Genomic DNA, 14,344 nt, shown 5'->3' on the forward strand with positions numbered 1-14,344 from the left:
TATGGCTGAGCTTATCAAACGCGCCAAAGCCCTTTCGGTCAAGCCGCTCAAATCCAGCCAAACCATCGGTGCGGCGTTGGCGTTTTTGGGTCTTAAAAACGCCATCCCCATGCTGCACGGCTCCCAAGGCTGCACGGCGTTCGGCAAAGTCTTTTTTGTGCGTCACTTTCGCGAACCGATCCCCTTGCAAACGACTGCCATGGATCAGGTTTCCACGGTGATGGGGTCGCAAGACAATGTGATCGATGGCTTGGCGGCGATTTGCAAAAAATCCAAACCGGCCGTGATCGGTCTGCCGTCCACCGGGCTTTCGGAAACCCAAGGCGCCGACGTGCGTCTGGCAATCCGTGAATTTCGCACCCAGCATCCCGAATTTGCGGACACGGAGATCGTGCCTGTGGACACCCCCGATTTCACTGGATGTCTGGAAACGGGATACGCCAAAGCCGTTGATGAACTCATTTTGGCCCTTGCCGTGCACATGGACGATAAGGACGAGTCTCGTGTCAACATCTTGGCGGGTGCACACTTAACACCGGGCGACATCGAAGCGGTCAAAGACATGGTAGAGCTGTTTGGTCTCACCCCGGTCGTGATCCCCGATATTTCCGGCAGCTTAGACGGTCATTTGGGCGACAAAGATTTTGCCCCGCTCACCACCGGGGGCGCGACGGTAGATGTCATCCGCACTTTGGGCGGGGCCAAGGCCACCATCGTCATCGGCGCGGCCTTGAGCCCGGCGGCGGATCGCTTAGGTCAAATAACCGGCGTTCCAGATTACCGCTTTGACCATCTGTTGGGGTTAAAGGCGGTGGATGCCTTTGTCTTAGTCCTGTCCCAAATCAGCGGCCAAGCGGTACCTGCCAAGTTGGAACGCCAGCGCACCCAGGTGCAAGACGCCATGTTGGATGCCCACTTCATGATCGGCCAAGCCCGCGTTGCCATCGCGGCGGACCCTGATTTGCTGAAAACCATGATCGATTTTGTCCAAGGCATGGGGGCCGAAGTCGTCGTCGCCGTTTCGCCTGCGGGGGCGAAGTCGTTGAAAGACTTGCCCGTTCAAAACGTTAAAATTGGCGATCTGGAAGACCTGGAAAAAATGGCCTTCGACGGGGGTGCGGAACTGGTGATTGGCAATTCGCACTGTGTGCAGTCGGCAGAGGCTCTGGGGGTGCCGGTGTTGCGTGCAGGCTTTCCGCAGTTTGATATCGTGGGCGGATTTCGCAAAACGTGGATGGGATACGCGGGCACCCGGGATGCCTTGTTTGATGTGGCCAATCTGATGTTGTCCACACACAAGGGTGAAGTGGAACCCTATGCGTCCATCTATGCGAACCGGCCCGCTGAGAAAGGGCCTGCTGACAAGGGGCCTGGTGAGAAGGGAGAGGGGAACCATGTCCATCGCGCGACATCTTCGGGTTCTGGACTGCGCCACTAAGGAGAACGCCATGCCCAATGGAATCAAAGTTGCCTTTGCCTCGACCGACATGCGCCATGTGGATCAGCATTTTGGATCGGCCAAGTCTTTTGTGATGTACGAGGTTGATCCCGAAAATGCCACCATGACCGACGCGGTTGAATTCGGCGCCTTGGATCAAGACGGCAACGAAGACAAGCTGGATGCCAAAATTCAAGCCCTGTCCTCGTGCGCCGCTGTTTATGTGCAAGCTATCGGCGGGTCCGCCATTACCAAGCTGGCGCGCATTGGTGTGCAGCCAATGAAGGTTCAGCCGGGCAGTCCCATTTCGCAATTGGTCGCGGAACTGCAAGCCCAATTGCGTGCTGGCCCGACGGCATGGATAGCGCGCGCTTTGCAAGGGGAAAAAACCGGTGAGCGCTTCGATGGTATGGAGGCGGAAGGTTGGAATGAATAGCCCCGCACACAGCACGGTTCCCCTCACCGGAAACCCTCAAAACACCACCGTCAGCGGACGGGTGGTGTCTGGGGCGGGCGGCCAACTGTTTGTCGATGTGCCGCGTCGATCAGCGTGCAAAAGCTGCTCCAAGGAAAGCGGCTGCGGGATGTCGGTGCTGGGGGGCTTGAGCGTGTCGCAAAGTTTGCGCTTTGAAATGCAAGGCGGCGTGGAGGCGACGCCCGGTGAAACGGTGCAGTTGAGCTGCTCGCACGATGGTTTGGTGAAGGCCGCGCTGATGGCCTACTTGCCCCCTGTATTGGGTTTGGTGGCGGGCAGCGTCGCAACGTCGCTCAGTGGTTTTGGCGATGGCCTGCAAGCGCTGGGCGCGCTGGTCGGGTTGGGCCTTGGATTGATTTTAACACGGGCACTCGCCGTTCATGGCGGCTTGCCTCAAATGCATATACACGAAGGAAAAAACTCATGAGCAAAGACCTCGTCATTGATGCGGCCGATCCTGTTTTGAAGTCCGATTTTGTGACGGAAATGACCCGTCAAATCCGCGCCATTGATTCCTACGGCGTTTATGACACAGCCACGGACATTGATGTTCTGGACCCGTTGGTTTTAACCAAAGACCGCAAACGCGCCATTCCCATAGTGGGCGACCCCGACGAAGAAACCTTGGCCCGGGTCAAAGCCTTTTACAACGCCATCGCCGTGATGACGGAAAAGGAATGCGGCAAGATGGCGGTGCCGCTGATGCACATTTCTCACGAAGGCTTTGGCCGTGTTTTGATCACGGTGGGCAAGTTGGTGGTGATGGATAAAACCTTGCGCGACGTGCATCGTTTTGGCTTTGAAAGCCTGTCGAAGATGAAGGACGAAGCCGACAAACTGTTGTCGGTGGCGTTGAACATTGTCGGTAAATACCCGGAAGTTGCCGGTTTGTAATCGAGGATTTTAACATGACGGACGATGAATTGAAGGCTCTGCAAAAAGCAGAACGCAAAGCAAAACGGATTGCTTCAGAAATGGCGATGGAATTGCACGATTTGATCGAAGATCGTTTGCCCGCCGCCTTTGAAGACATTCCCAAAATATCCCAAGACACCTATGACGCCTGCAAGGCCTGGTCCGAGGCCAATGCGGCCCTGAAGGCTGCCGAGGGCGCTTAACGCACAACACCCCTGAAATTAAGGAAAACGAGACATGAGCAACATCACGGGCATCACACGGGGCGGTACGGAATTCACCCCCGAATTCGTCACCACTTTGGATCAAAGCAAATGTATCGGCTGTGGTCGGTGTTTCAAAAGCTGTTCGCACGACGTGTTTGACTTGGTTGATCGCGATGATCTGGATCTTGGCGACGCTGAAGCAGATTGGGATGACGATGACGGCTTCTCCGATGATGCTGCCATGGTTATGACGTTGAAAAACCCCATGGACTGCATCGGCTGCAAAGCTTGCATCAAGGTGTGCCCCAAGGCGTGCATGAGCCACTCCCCCCAGCCGATGCCTTAAGGTCCGAATATTTTAGCACCCATAACAATAAAGGAGCGACGGTATGCCCCGTCCCGATAAACACGTTTTTGTCTGCACCCAATCTCGTCCCGCCGGACACCCGCGCGGTTCGTGTTCGCAATTCAATTCCAACGACGTCATGGAAGCCTTTATGGCGGCCTTCCAGGAACACGATTTGTGGGGCGTGCACAAAGTGTCGGCGTCCAGCTGTATCGGTCCATGCTTCACGGGTCCCAGCGTTTTGGTCTATCCCGAAGGCGTGATGTACATCAAAGTGAAGCCCGAAGACGTGACGGAAATTGTTGAAAGTCACTTAAAGGGCGGCCAAGTTGTTGAGCGTCTCATGGCGCCTGCGGACATCTGGTAGGACGCTTGGTCACATGACGGCTCCCGCAAGGTTGATCTTGGTGCACAAACAACGCACCAGCGCACGCATTCGCTTTTTACGGTTTGCCGACGGCATCGCGGCGCCTCAGCCCTTTCCCAAGCTCGCCCAAGTTTTGGACGATGGCGAGGAGGGCGAAGGCGCAGCGGTGGTCGCGCACCCCGCCATGTTGGTGAGCCAAGTCGCAAAGCGGTTGGGCCTGAGCCCCGGGGTGATCGAACTGGAAAGCGAATTCAGCGCCTTTGTTGATACGCCGGACGGCGTGTCGCGGGTCTACTTGGGGCAATTCACGTCGATGGACCCGCCGTTTGAAGTGTCTGAAAAAGCGCACGCAAACTTCATCGCCATCACCGAAGCCCGCGACCTGTCTCCCACCGAACTGGAACTGCTGCGCCGGGCGTATGCCTGTATTATGGAATAGACCCTGACGGGTTGGTCTTACACGCTTAATGATACGGATATGATTTTGGTGTTATGGCTCACGGTGAGTTGAACGTCCTGGGAAGATGATACTGTGATGGGGGCATCCAAATAAAATATAGCCTGCTCCCAATGATTGTCAGCATTTTGGTCAGCCGCAGTATCAAATATTTGGGTGCCGTCAAGGTGGAGGCGGAACCACAATGCCACGCCATGGCAGACGGCTGATTTAAGGGGGCGAACCGCCATTTCTTTTTTGTCGGGTGTGATGGCTTTCCCCATAAAGTCAATATCGAATATTGCCAATTCTTCAGATATGAACTCATATGCATAATCGTTTAGACACAGTTGATCATAAGGTCGTGCAAGGTCGTTAAACGGCGACAAATCAAAACCAGAAACGATTCCGACTCTCCCTCTTTTGTAAATTTCCATACTTTCGAATAAGGCGCAAAACACTTGGGCGCTTTGCGGGATGATGACCGCATCATCAGTCAATAAATTAGCCCGTGCATGCTTGATGCTTTCAACAGCATTTTCTCCCAGCAAACCGACGTCAAAGGTTTCTGTGACCAATACATTTGCTTTTTTGGGGATATCCGTTCCAACTTTAAGAGACGTTGAAACAGCGTTATGCACCTTAATGATATGGTCAAAACCATTTCGTTTAATGATATTTGTCGCGGCGTGAGCAATTGCGGGAACCATCTCTGCGGCATCAACGCTTCGCGCACCGCTTCGGGCGGCCATCATTGCCAGCAGTCCAGATCCGGTGCCGATATCAAGAACAATTGAATCAGAATTTATTGTGGACTTGATGGCGTTCTCATAAGCGATGTTTCGGGGCACATCGTTCATCATGGGGAAGTGCCAGGGGGCCACTTGTCCCGTGATTAATGATTTGTATGCAATTTGCGCATTCTCAAAATTTGGCAAAATTTTGAGTGCGCTGAGATAACTGTTTTCAGCATCTTGATTGCGTTTGAGTTTCCGATAAAGATTGCCCAACCCGTAGTGAGCAATTCCATGTTGCGGATCAATCGAAAGTGCCTTTTGAAAACAAGAAACCGCCTCGTCTAAATTGCCTTCACTCTCTAACGCAACACCAAGACTATTGTGGGCTTCTGCAATATTTGGATTGATCGAAATTGCTTTTCTGTAGCAATTGATGGCGTCGTCTAGCTTTCCCTGCTCGCGCAGAACAAGGCCAAGGTTGAGGTGAAGTTCGGCAATAGACGGGTCAAAAGAAATGGCTTCTTTGTAATGAGAAATAGCGTCGTCGAATCGGCCTTGTTGCTGGTAGACAAATCCTAAGTTGTTATATGCAGCTACATAGTTTGGATGAATGGATATGGCTTTTTGATAGCATGTAACCGCGTCGTCATATCGATTTAACCCCTGAAAAGTGACGCCTAAATCATAATGCGCATCAGCATAATCAGGTCTTGCTGCGATGGCTTTGCCGATCAATTCAATCGAAATATCAAGTTTCCCGACCTGACGGGCGAGAATGCCAAGCATGCGCAATGCATCGGGCTGATTGGGGGCCTTGGCCAAGACCTCTTCATACAGCCCTTTTGCCTGAGGCAGCTGCCCAGCCATGTGGTGTTGAATGGCTGAATCCAAGGTTTGTTGAATGTTTGAACTGTGTTGCATGGCTGAAAGATCCTAATTGTAACCCTTTGTAGCATTGCTGTTTGTTGTATTGCCAATCATTTATCCTGCCATAATTGCGTTCGATTGCGTCGTGTGGAAATGGGTTCTGATTCTAAATTGTGAGGTTCCTGACAGGTTCTGGATCTCGGGAAAGCCTGCATTTGCAGGCTTTTTTGCGTTTTGGGGTTGGCGCATGCTTTGCATGGGGAACAGAGGGACAGGGAACGGAAAAAGTAACGGTTTTGCAAAAGGAGTTTCAAGATGACTTCCTCACGTCAGCATCTCATCTCGTTTATCCTTCTCGTCATTTTGGTGGCGTTGGCGTCATGCGCCAAGGCTCCGGCTGAATACAAAGAAACCCGCTATATCTTCGGCACTTTGGTGGAATTCATCATTCGCGGTGTGGATGAAGGTGTTGCCAAACAGGCCGTTGCGGACATTGATCGCGACTTTCAACACATGCACAAAGACTGGCATGCGTGGAAGGCGGGTGGAGAATTGGTGGCTTTGAACGCAGCCTTGGCGCATGGCGAAAGTCGCCATGTGTCGCCCTTCGTGTTGCCTTTGTTAAAGGAAGGGCGGGACTTGGAAGCCAAAAGCGGTGGGCTGTTCAACCCGGCCATTGGCGGTCTGATCGAAATCTGGGGCTTTCATTCCGATGAATTGCCGACTGGGAAATTACCGGATTTTGACAAAATTCACGCCCTGGCGGCGCGTCATCCGTCCATGGCGGATCTTAAAATTGAGGACGATCTTGTCAGTTCAACCAACCCCACCGTTCAATTTGATTTCGGCGGTTTTGCGAAGGGTGTGGCGTTGGATATGGCGGTGGCCAAGTTGAAAAGCCTGGGCATCAACAATGCCATCGTCAACGCGGGCGGCGATCTCAACACCTTGGGCCAAGCGGGAGAGCGGTTGTGGAATGTGGGCATTCGCGATCCGCGTGACTGGGGGGTGATTGCGTCGGTGCAACTGATGGGCGGTGAAAATCTCTATACGTCGGGGAATTATGAACGGTTCCGGGAATCGGAAGGCATCCGCTACGCCCACATCATTGATCCGCGCACAGGCATGCCGGTAGAACACACGGTTTCGGCCAGCGTCATTCACACCGACGGCGCACTGGCGGATGCGGCGGCAACGGCGTTGATTGTTGCGGGGCCGGAGCATTGGGTCGAAGTCGCTAAAGCCATGGGCGTTCGCGACGTCATGCTGGTGGACAAACAAGGCACGGTGTACGCCAGCCCCGAGATGTTGGCGCGCGTGGTGTTCGACACCGACAAAAAACTCACCATCGTGAAAAGCGCGCCGTTGTCGCAGCAAGCCTCCCACACGGTGGTGCAATTGTCAGACTCACGACAAGGCCAGATGCCCGCAAGGCATTGAGTTTAGGACGTTTATAATCTGGCACGGTCGTTGCTTCTCTTATGGATAAAAGAAGGCCGTCAAGCGCCACTCAGATCATAGGAGCCAACATGTTAGAGCTAACTGAAAATGCCCAAAAAGCCTTAGCCCAGGTCATTGCCGGTTCGGATAAAACCATCGCGGGCCTGCGCATCGAAGTGAACAGCGGCGGCTGTTCCGGCCATCAATATGCCCTGAGTTTGGAAGAAACTCCGCCCTTGGGCGACGTGGTCGTCGAAGCGGGCGCGCTGTCGGTGTTCGTCAGCCCGGCGAGCCTTCAATACTTGGAAGGCGTCACCGTTGATTTTACCGAGAGCGTTGAAGGCGCTGGCTTCACCTTCGATAACCCGAATGCCAAGTCGTCATGCGGCTGCGGCAAATCCTTCTGCGCTTAATGTGCGCCAAAAAGTGAGACCTGAACCATGTGGGATTATTCCGATACCGTCAAAGAGCACTTCTTTAACCCGCGCAATGCAGGGGAATTGGCAGCGGCCAACGCCACCGGCGACGTCGGTTCCATTTCCTGCGGCGATGCGTTGCGGTTGCAACTGAAGGTCAACCCGGACACGGAAATCATCGAAGACGCCGGGTTCCAAACCTTTGGCTGCGGGTCCGCCATCGCGTCCAGCTCGGCGCTCACGGAAATCATCAAGGGCAAGACTTTGGATGAAGCATTGAAAGTCTCAAACCAAGACATCGCCGATTTTTTGGAAGGTCTGCCGCCGGAAAAGATGCATTGCTCGGTCATGGGACGGGAAGCCCTGCAAGCGGCGATTGCCGATTATAAAGGCGAAGAATGGAAGGACGATCACGAAGAAGGTGAACTGATTTGCAAATGCTTCGCCATCGACGCTGTCATGATTGAAGAAACCATCCGCGCCAATGACCTGTCGTCCGTTGAAGACGTCACCAACTACACCAAGGCCGGCGGCGGGTGTTCGTCGTGTCATGAAGGCATCGAAGAAATTCTCACCAAAGTCTTGGCCGAAAAAGGCATTGAGTTTGATCCCGAATCCGCGCCCAAGCCGCAAGTGGCGCCCTTAACAGAGCCCACCGACAAAACCCCGGCCGTTGCAAAAATCGACAGCGAAGGCAGCACCGACAGCGGCATGTCGAGCTTCCAGCGGATCAAGAAGATTGAAGCCGTGATCGAAAAAGTGCGCCCCACCTTGCAAGCGGATCGCGGCGATATCGAACTCATCGACGTGCAGGGCAACCGCATTATGGTTCATTTGGTCGGCGCGTGTGCGGGCTGTCAAATGGCGGGCATGACCTTGGGCGGTGTGCAGCAGCAATTGATGGAAGCCTTGGGCGAGTTCGTGCAAGTCATTCCGGTGCAAAAGAAAGCCGTTCACGCGGTATCGGGGGCTTAAGTCATGGACGGTATCTATCTCGACAACAACGCCACCACCCAGGTCGACCCTGAAATCGTCGCAGAAATGCTGCCGTATTTTACCGAGCAATATGGCAACCCGTCTTCCATGCACCAATTCGGCAACAAAGTCGGCCACGCCATTAAAACCGCCCGTGGGCAGGTTCAGGCGTTGTTGGGCGCGGAGCATGACAGTGAAATCGTGTTCACATCGTGCGGAACGGAATCCGATTCCACGGCCATCCTTTCGGCGCTGAAGGCGTTCCCGAAGCGTCAAGAAATCATCACCACCACCATCGAACACCCCGCCGTTCTGGAACTGTGCAAACATCTCGAAAAAGAAGGCTACACCGTCCACTACCTGAAAGTGGATGGGAAGGGCCGCCTGGATTTGGATGTTTACAAAAGCTTGCTCAGCCCCAACGTTGCCGTGGTCTCGGTGATGTGGGCCAACAACGAAACCGGCACCTTGTTCCCGGTCGAAGAGATGGCGGAACTGGCTCATGCGGCGAACGTGTTGTTTCACACCGACGCGGTGCAGGCGGTGGGCAAAGTGCCCATCGACTTAAAAAGTTCCAAGATTGATATGCTGTCTTTGTCCGGACATAAGCTGCATGCGCCCAAGGGCGTTGGTGTGTTGTACTTAAAACGCGGCACCCGGTTTCGGCCGTTGCTGCGCGGCGGTCATCAAGAACGCGGTCGGCGCGCCGGCACGGAAAACGCGGCGTCCATCGTTGGCCTGGGTCTGGCGTGCGCATTGGCGATGAAGCACATGGCGTTTGAAAACACCGAAGTCAAAGCTTTGCGTGATCGCCTTCAGGCGGGAATTTTGGACGCTGTGCCCAGTTGCTTTGTCACCGGTGATCCCGACAACCGTCTGCCCAACACCTTGAACATTGCGTTTGAATACGTTGAAGGCGAAGCCATCTTGATGCTGTTGAACAAGGACGGCATTGCGGCTTCATCGGGTTCGGCGTGCACGTCCGGTTCTCTAGAACCGTCTCACGTGATGCGGGCCATGGACATTCCGTTCACCGCCGCCCACGGCACCATTCGCTTTTCGTTGTCGCGCTACAACACCCCCCAAGAAATTGAGAAGGTTATTGACGTTATCCCCACCATCATGACCAAGCTCCGCAAGCTCTCCCCGTATTGGGGGGAGAATGGTCCGGTTGCCAACCCCGACGCGGCGTTTGCTCCGGCTTATTCCTAAAGAGCAACTTTTCTGTTGCCTCCTAGCACTTGGCGGTGAGGGCCTTACCCTCACCGCCATTTTTTTGTGGCATTTGTGACAATTTACGCAGCCCAAATATTAAGGCATTGTTATTGCTGGGTAAAATAATTGGCACGACGGTTGCTTATACAAAAGGGCGTAACCGGAGCCCGTGTGATCATGACCCAGCAGAGCAACACAAACCCATCCCAACCCAGGCCATCACACCCCAGAACCGTCATCATTGACGACACCACCCTGCGTGACGGCGAGCAATCCGCAGGTGTCGCTTTTTCACTGGCGGAAAAAATTGAAATTGCTCGCCAATTTGATTTTCTCGGTGTGCCGGAACTGGAAATCGGCATCCCCGCCATGGGTGCTGAAGAACGCGAAGCCATTCGCGCCGTGGCGGATTTAAAACTCAACACCAATCTGGTGGTGTGGTGCCGTATGCGCGACGATGACCTGGCGCATTGCAAAAATTTGGACGTGAATGTCGTCGATCTGTCCATGCCGGTATCCGATCAGCACATTTTTCACAAACTGGGGCGTGACCGGGACTGGGCGTTGAGCGAGATTGCCCGCGTTGTGCCCAAGGCCTTGGATATGGGTTTGGACGTGTGCATCGGTGGCGAAGATTCATCGCGTGCCGATATGGAGTTCATCGCCCGTGTGCTGGAAACGGCGGCCAAGGCCGGGGCGAAACGGTTCCGCTTTGCCGACACGGTGGGGGTGTTTGATCCGTTCGCAACCCGGGCGGCGTTTGAGCGCATGCGTGCGCTCAGCGATTTGGATTTGGAAATTCATGCCCACGACGATTTGGGTTTGGCCACGGCCAATACCTTGGCGGCGATTTTGGGTGGGGCCACCCACGCCAACACCACCGTTCACGGCCTGGGTGAACGCGCGGGCAATGCGCCGTTTGAAGAAGTGGTGATGGGGTTGAAGCATTTGCACGGCATCGACACCGGCATCGATTTGCGCAAAATCAAAACCTTGTCGGAGGTGGTGGCGCAAGCTTCCGGGCGTCCGGTGCCGTGGCAAAAAAGTTTGCTGGGCGATGGCGTGTTTACCCACGAAGCGGGCATCCACGTGGATGGCCTGATGAAAAATCCATTAAACTATCAAGGCGTCGATCCGGCCGAAGTTGGACGCGTCCACCAGATCGTATTGGGCAAGCATTCGGGCACCCGCTCCGTGAGTCTGGCGTATGAACATCTCGGCCTTGCCGTGGACCGTATCCAAGCGCAATGCATTTTGGACCGTGTGCGGCTTTTTTCCACCCAATACAAACGCGCCCCCCAAGACGCAGACTTGCTGCGTTTTTTCCAGGAAACGTTACAGATTGAGGTTTTGCCCCATGCCTGATCAAGTCCCGTTCTCATCCGAAAATATGTCGGTGTCCAGATCCTTGCCAACGGCGGATGTCTTTGAGCCCCAAAAGATGCCCGGCCTGTTTGCCTTGCTGCGTGAAGATGTGTCGTGCGTGTTTGGACGCGACCCGGCGGCGCGCACAAAGCTGGAAGTCATGACCACGTACCCCGGTGTGCATGCCCTGATCAATCACCGTCTGGCGCATAAACTGTGGAACAAGGGTTGGCGTTACGGGGCGCGCTTGCTGTCGTTTTTCAGCCGCATGTTTACGGGCATCGAAATTCATCCGGGCGCGGTCATCGGGCGGCGATTTTTTATCGATCACGGCCACGGTGTGGTGATTGGCGAAACCGCCGTCATCGGCAACGATGTGACCATTTATCACGGCGTGACCCTGGGCGGCACGTCGTGGAGCCGCGGTAAACGCCATCCAACCTTGGAAGATGGTGTGGTGGTGGGCGGCGGTGCCATGATCTTGGGTCCCATCACCGTCGGCAGCGGTGCGAAAGTCGGGGCCAATTCCGTGGTCATCGCCGACGTGCCGCAAAACCGCACGGTGGTTGGCATTCCCGGACGGGTGGTGCAGAGCGCTGATACCGCGCACTTGAATCCCTCGGGCATTGATTTGAATCATCATCTGATCCCCGACCCGGTGGCGGATGCGGTGGCGTGTGTGTTGGAGCGCTTGGCCGTCGTGGAAACCCGGTTGGGCCTGTCAGATGGCAACTGCATGGAATGCGATGGCGATGGCGTGTGCGACAACGTCAGCCCCCAAGCGCGCAAACGTGGTCGCAAGCATACCCCCCTGGCCAAAGCGATGGGGAGCTAAATCATGGACCTGCTGGCCTATGAGCCCGGTGAAATGTATTTCACGGAACCCTTAACCCCAGAGGTCGAGGCGCTGCTGCACAAGGCCAGCGAGACTTATGGCGATCCCATTGCGGAAGCTCATTTGCTGGAGGCTGAACACTTAGCCCCCGAACACCTCACCGTTTTGGTGGCGCTGTATCGCTATCACTATTATCGCCATCAGCACGCCCAAGCCTTAGAGGTGGCTATCCGGGTGAAAAAAATTGTCGCTCGACGGCTCAACTTCGCTTCGGACTGGCGCGATCTTGGTTTGCCAGATGTGCAGCGTGCAGCAGCTCATGCGGCGGAGTTGGTGCGGTTTTATCTGCATGCCTTAAAGGGCTCTGGTTATCTGCTGTTGCGCCTCGACGATGTTGAGCGCGGCCTGGAACGGCTCGATAAAGTGGCAGAACTCGACCCCAAAGACCGCATCGGTGCCGCTGCTTTGGCAGACGTTACGCGCCAAGCCCTTCAAACAGATCTCACTTAAGCCCCATAGGAGACACAGCCATGTTCGATTTTGATGCAGACCTGGAAGACGACATTTCCGAATTGGAAGGGGCAGAAGATTTTCTCAACTATTTTGCCATTCCGTTTGATCAAACTATCGTTCATGCCTATCGCTTGCACATCTTGCAACGCTTTCACGATGACATCGTCAAAGTCGCAACGCCGCCTGAAGAGGAAAGTGAACGCAAGGCGCTCTACACAAAATTACTGACCAAGGCTTATCAGACGTTTGTGGATTCTGATCCCAAGACGGAAAAAGTTTTGCAAATCTACAAATCCATGGATCAAGACGCGGCCCCTGCGTTTGTGCCTCTCAGCGACTTGATCAAATAAGGAGCTCCATCGTGCGACCAGAATTTGAAATTGGTGATGAAGTCCGCGTGACGCGCAACGTGCGCAACGACGGCACTTTTCCGGGTATGAATACGGGCACCTTGATCATGCGTCGGGGCAGCACCGGAACGGTGGTGGACCGGGGCACGTTTTTGCAAGACCAGATCATCTACACCGTTCACTTTTTGGGCGACGACCGGGTGGTGGGGTGTCGGGAAGAAGAACTGATCGCCATCGATGCGCCATGGAATCCATCCAAGTTCGAATTCCGCGACAAGGTGGTGGCACTGAAGACCTTTGCGGTGAACGGTGAAATCATTGCCGAAGCGGGCGATGAGGGGGAAATCTTGATGGTGCTGCGCGAAACCGAAGGGGAAATGGCCTACCACGTGCGTTTTCCCGGTCACACCTTGCAGATTTTGGAAAGTCGTTTGGATTGGGCCGATCCTGAACAAGCGAAGTTGGAGGAGATGACGTGAGTTTGTCAAAGGTCTCAACCCAACCGGGCGCGGATGAACGCGGTTTGCACGCTTATCACATCTTGCGTGCCGCAACCGAGATGTTCGGTCGTCAACCGGGGGAATTGGAAGCCAGCCAACTCAGCGCCGCCACTCAACGCGCCGAACAAGCTCGCGCCCTGGAAGACTTGGTGCTGTCCAGCACAAATGGGCGCCGCGTCTCGATCCCAAATGTTGAAGTCGACGATGCCGTTGAACGCATTCGACAGCGTTTCGACGATGAAATCGCTTTTGAGAAAGCCCTTTTGGAAAGCAATGTGACGGTTACGGATTTGCGTCGCGCGCTTTGGCGGGAACTGGCCTTTGATGCTGTTATGAGTATGATTGGCGACGAGGTTGAACCCATCTCAGACGCCGAGGTGGAAGCCTATTACACGGACAACCCCAAGCCGTTCCACCGTCCCGAACAGCGCACGGCGCGCCACATCTTGATCACCATCAACGACGATTACGCGGAAAATACGGACGAACAAGCCACACTGCGGATCAATGCCATCAAGGATCACTTGGCCCAAAACCCCAGCGATTTTGCTACCCAGGCCAACACCCATTCCGAATGCCCCAGCGCCTTGGAAGGCGGTCTTCTGGGCCATTTTCCGCCCGGCAAGTTGTACAGCGAAATTGATCAAGTGCTGTTTACCATGGCAGAAGGTGAAATTGCCGGACCCGTGCAGACCGAAGCGGGACTGCACTTGGTTTTGTGCGAAAAAATTGAGCCCGCAGCCGTCATTTTATTGGAAGAAGCCCGTGAAAAACTGCGCCAGCATCTCAGCAACAAACGCCGAAAGGCTCGCCAGAAGGCTTGGATCAAAACGCTGAAATAATATTTAGAGTGTGTCGGCTTCCCCACATGCGTGGCCCTTTGGATGTGACAATGTTTGGCAAGGTTATGTCGGGTTGTCGCCAAGGTGAATGGTAACGGATTGAATT

General features: G+C 54.5%; 19 protein-coding genes. 18 read left to right on the top strand and 1 reads right to left on the bottom strand.

Going from position 1 to position 14,344, the window contains the following annotated elements; all coding sequences use genetic code 11:
- The first annotated feature begins 1 nt into the window (after position 1).
- The 8 genes from nifN to BEN30_RS11350 are packed head-to-tail and all read left to right on the top strand — an operon-like array spanning position 2 to position 4,186.
- Positions 2 to 1,438, top strand: coding sequence for a nitrogenase iron-molybdenum cofactor biosynthesis protein NifN (gene nifN, locus BEN30_RS11315; RefSeq protein ID WP_069958452.1), 1,437 nt, complete (start codon positions 2 to 4; stop codon positions 1,436 to 1,438).
- Positions 1,439 to 1,448: 10 nt separating this feature from the next.
- On the top strand, positions 1,449 to 1,874 hold the full coding sequence (nifX, locus tag BEN30_RS11320; protein WP_211563377.1) for a nitrogen fixation protein NifX: 426 nt from the start codon (positions 1,449 to 1,451) through the stop codon (positions 1,872 to 1,874).
- Positions 1,867 to 2,340: a SoxR reducing system RseC family protein gene (locus BEN30_RS11325; protein WP_069958454.1), complete on the top strand. Its 474-nt coding sequence runs from the start codon at positions 1,867 to 1,869 to the stop codon at positions 2,338 to 2,340. Before nifX ends, BEN30_RS11325 begins: the two co-directional genes overlap by 8 nt.
- Complete coding sequence (locus BEN30_RS11330; RefSeq protein ID WP_069958455.1) at positions 2,337 to 2,807, top strand: NifX-associated nitrogen fixation protein; 471 nt, start codon at positions 2,337 to 2,339, stop codon at positions 2,805 to 2,807. The genes BEN30_RS11325 and BEN30_RS11330 overlap by 4 nt, the downstream gene beginning before the upstream one ends.
- A 14-nt stretch (positions 2,808 to 2,821) precedes the next feature.
- Positions 2,822 to 3,031 (top strand): CCE_0567 family metalloprotein, encoded by a 210-nt coding sequence (locus BEN30_RS11335; protein WP_069958456.1) that lies wholly within the window; start codon positions 2,822 to 2,824, stop codon positions 3,029 to 3,031.
- A gap of 34 nt (positions 3,032 to 3,065) precedes the next feature.
- Complete coding sequence (gene fdxB / locus BEN30_RS11340; protein ID WP_069958457.1) at positions 3,066 to 3,380, top strand: ferredoxin III, nif-specific; 315 nt, start codon at positions 3,066 to 3,068, stop codon at positions 3,378 to 3,380.
- Positions 3,381 to 3,423: 43 nt separating this feature from the next.
- Positions 3,424 to 3,747 carry a (2Fe-2S) ferredoxin domain-containing protein gene (locus BEN30_RS11345; RefSeq protein WP_069958458.1) on the top strand — a complete coding sequence of 108 codons (324 nt, stop codon included), beginning with the start codon at positions 3,424 to 3,426 and terminating at the stop codon, positions 3,745 to 3,747.
- Between the two features lie 13 nt (positions 3,748 to 3,760).
- The gene (locus BEN30_RS11350) at positions 3,761 to 4,186 is read left to right on the top strand and encodes a hypothetical protein (RefSeq protein WP_069958459.1); all 426 of its coding nucleotides are present in this window, start codon (positions 3,761 to 3,763) and stop codon (positions 4,184 to 4,186) included.
- A 17-nt stretch (positions 4,187 to 4,203) separates the two neighbouring features.
- Here BEN30_RS11350 and BEN30_RS11355 read toward each other — a convergent pair whose 3' ends face one another.
- Positions 4,204 to 5,841: a tetratricopeptide repeat protein gene (locus BEN30_RS11355; protein ID WP_069958460.1), complete on the bottom strand. Its 1,638-nt coding sequence runs from the start codon at positions 5,839 to 5,841 to the stop codon at positions 4,204 to 4,206.
- Between the two features lie 261 nt (positions 5,842 to 6,102).
- Here BEN30_RS11355 and BEN30_RS11360 point away from each other — a divergent pair, with 261 nt between their 5' ends.
- The 10 genes from BEN30_RS11360 (at position 6,103) to nifM (ending at position 14,238) form a co-directional block, all read left to right on the top strand.
- Positions 6,103 to 7,227 (top strand): FAD:protein FMN transferase, encoded by a 1,125-nt coding sequence (locus BEN30_RS11360; protein WP_069958461.1) that lies wholly within the window; start codon positions 6,103 to 6,105, stop codon positions 7,225 to 7,227.
- A gap of 89 nt (positions 7,228 to 7,316) precedes the next feature.
- The gene (locus BEN30_RS11365) at positions 7,317 to 7,640 is read left to right on the top strand and encodes an iron-sulfur cluster assembly accessory protein (RefSeq protein WP_069958462.1); all 324 of its coding nucleotides are present in this window, start codon (positions 7,317 to 7,319) and stop codon (positions 7,638 to 7,640) included.
- Between the two features lie 27 nt (positions 7,641 to 7,667).
- The gene (gene nifU / locus BEN30_RS11370) at positions 7,668 to 8,618 is read left to right on the top strand and encodes a Fe-S cluster assembly protein NifU (RefSeq protein WP_069958463.1); all 951 of its coding nucleotides are present in this window, start codon (positions 7,668 to 7,670) and stop codon (positions 8,616 to 8,618) included.
- A gap of 3 nt (positions 8,619 to 8,621) precedes the next feature.
- Positions 8,622 to 9,830 carry a cysteine desulfurase NifS gene (nifS, locus tag BEN30_RS11375; protein WP_069958464.1) on the top strand — a complete coding sequence of 403 codons (1,209 nt, stop codon included), beginning with the start codon at positions 8,622 to 8,624 and terminating at the stop codon, positions 9,828 to 9,830.
- A 180-nt stretch (positions 9,831 to 10,010) separates the two neighbouring features.
- Entirely contained in the window at positions 10,011 to 11,198 is a 1,188-nt protein-coding gene (nifV, locus tag BEN30_RS11380; RefSeq protein WP_069958465.1) for a homocitrate synthase, read from the top strand.
- Positions 11,191 to 12,033, top strand: a complete 843-nt coding sequence (gene cysE, locus BEN30_RS11385; RefSeq protein ID WP_069958466.1) for a serine O-acetyltransferase — start codon at positions 11,191 to 11,193, stop codon at positions 12,031 to 12,033. The genes nifV and cysE overlap by 8 nt, the downstream gene beginning before the upstream one ends.
- Positions 12,034 to 12,036: 3 nt before the next feature.
- Positions 12,037 to 12,543 (top strand): hypothetical protein, encoded by a 507-nt coding sequence (locus BEN30_RS11390; RefSeq protein ID WP_069958467.1) that lies wholly within the window; start codon positions 12,037 to 12,039, stop codon positions 12,541 to 12,543.
- 20 nt (positions 12,544 to 12,563) lie between these two features.
- Positions 12,564 to 12,896, top strand: a complete 333-nt coding sequence (gene nifW, locus BEN30_RS11395) for a nitrogenase-stabilizing/protective protein NifW (protein ID WP_069958468.1) — start codon at positions 12,564 to 12,566, stop codon at positions 12,894 to 12,896.
- 11 nt (positions 12,897 to 12,907) lie between these two features.
- A complete protein-coding gene (locus tag BEN30_RS11400; RefSeq protein ID WP_069958469.1) occupies positions 12,908 to 13,375 on the top strand; it encodes a nitrogen fixation protein NifZ in 468 nt (155 codons plus the stop codon).
- Positions 13,372 to 14,238 (top strand): nitrogen fixation protein NifM, encoded by an 867-nt coding sequence (gene nifM / locus BEN30_RS11405; protein ID WP_084005427.1) that lies wholly within the window; start codon positions 13,372 to 13,374, stop codon positions 14,236 to 14,238. The genes BEN30_RS11400 and nifM overlap by 4 nt, the downstream gene beginning before the upstream one ends.
- Positions 14,239 to 14,344: the final 106 nt, after the last annotated feature.

Origin of the sequence: Magnetovibrio blakemorei (genome assembly GCF_001746755.1) — a bacterium.
GTDB classification, from domain to species: Bacteria; Pseudomonadota; Alphaproteobacteria; order Rhodospirillales; family Magnetovibrionaceae; genus Magnetovibrio; species Magnetovibrio blakemorei.

Bases quoted from the DNA above. Each gene is read 5' to 3' on its own strand.
- nifN (WP_069958452.1), top strand. From the start codon at position 2: ATGGCTGAGCTTATCAAACGCGCCAAAGCCCTTTCGGTCAAGCCGCTC.
- nifX (WP_211563377.1), top strand. From the start codon at position 1,449: ATGCCCAATGGAATCAAAGTTGCCTTTGCCTCGACCGACATGCGCCAT.
- BEN30_RS11325 (WP_069958454.1), top strand. From the start codon at position 1,867: ATGAATAGCCCCGCACACAGCACGGTTCCCCTCACCGGAAACCCTCAA.
- BEN30_RS11330 (WP_069958455.1), top strand. From the start codon at position 2,337: ATGAGCAAAGACCTCGTCATTGATGCGGCCGATCCTGTTTTGAAGTCC.
- BEN30_RS11335 (WP_069958456.1), top strand. From the start codon at position 2,822: ATGACGGACGATGAATTGAAGGCTCTGCAAAAAGCAGAACGCAAAGCA.
- fdxB (WP_069958457.1), top strand. From the start codon at position 3,066: ATGAGCAACATCACGGGCATCACACGGGGCGGTACGGAATTCACCCCC.
- BEN30_RS11345 (WP_069958458.1), top strand. From the start codon at position 3,424: ATGCCCCGTCCCGATAAACACGTTTTTGTCTGCACCCAATCTCGTCCC.
- BEN30_RS11350 (WP_069958459.1), top strand. From the start codon at position 3,761: ATGACGGCTCCCGCAAGGTTGATCTTGGTGCACAAACAACGCACCAGC.
- BEN30_RS11355 (WP_069958460.1), bottom strand. From the start codon at position 5,841: ATGCAACACAGTTCAAACATTCAACAAACCTTGGATTCAGCCATTCAA.
- BEN30_RS11360 (WP_069958461.1), top strand. From the start codon at position 6,103: ATGACTTCCTCACGTCAGCATCTCATCTCGTTTATCCTTCTCGTCATT.
- BEN30_RS11365 (WP_069958462.1), top strand. From the start codon at position 7,317: ATGTTAGAGCTAACTGAAAATGCCCAAAAAGCCTTAGCCCAGGTCATT.
- nifU (WP_069958463.1), top strand. From the start codon at position 7,668: ATGTGGGATTATTCCGATACCGTCAAAGAGCACTTCTTTAACCCGCGC.
- nifS (WP_069958464.1), top strand. From the start codon at position 8,622: ATGGACGGTATCTATCTCGACAACAACGCCACCACCCAGGTCGACCCT.
- nifV (WP_069958465.1), top strand. From the start codon at position 10,011: ATGACCCAGCAGAGCAACACAAACCCATCCCAACCCAGGCCATCACAC.
- cysE (WP_069958466.1), top strand. From the start codon at position 11,191: ATGCCTGATCAAGTCCCGTTCTCATCCGAAAATATGTCGGTGTCCAGA.
- BEN30_RS11390 (WP_069958467.1), top strand. From the start codon at position 12,037: ATGGACCTGCTGGCCTATGAGCCCGGTGAAATGTATTTCACGGAACCC.
- nifW (WP_069958468.1), top strand. From the start codon at position 12,564: ATGTTCGATTTTGATGCAGACCTGGAAGACGACATTTCCGAATTGGAA.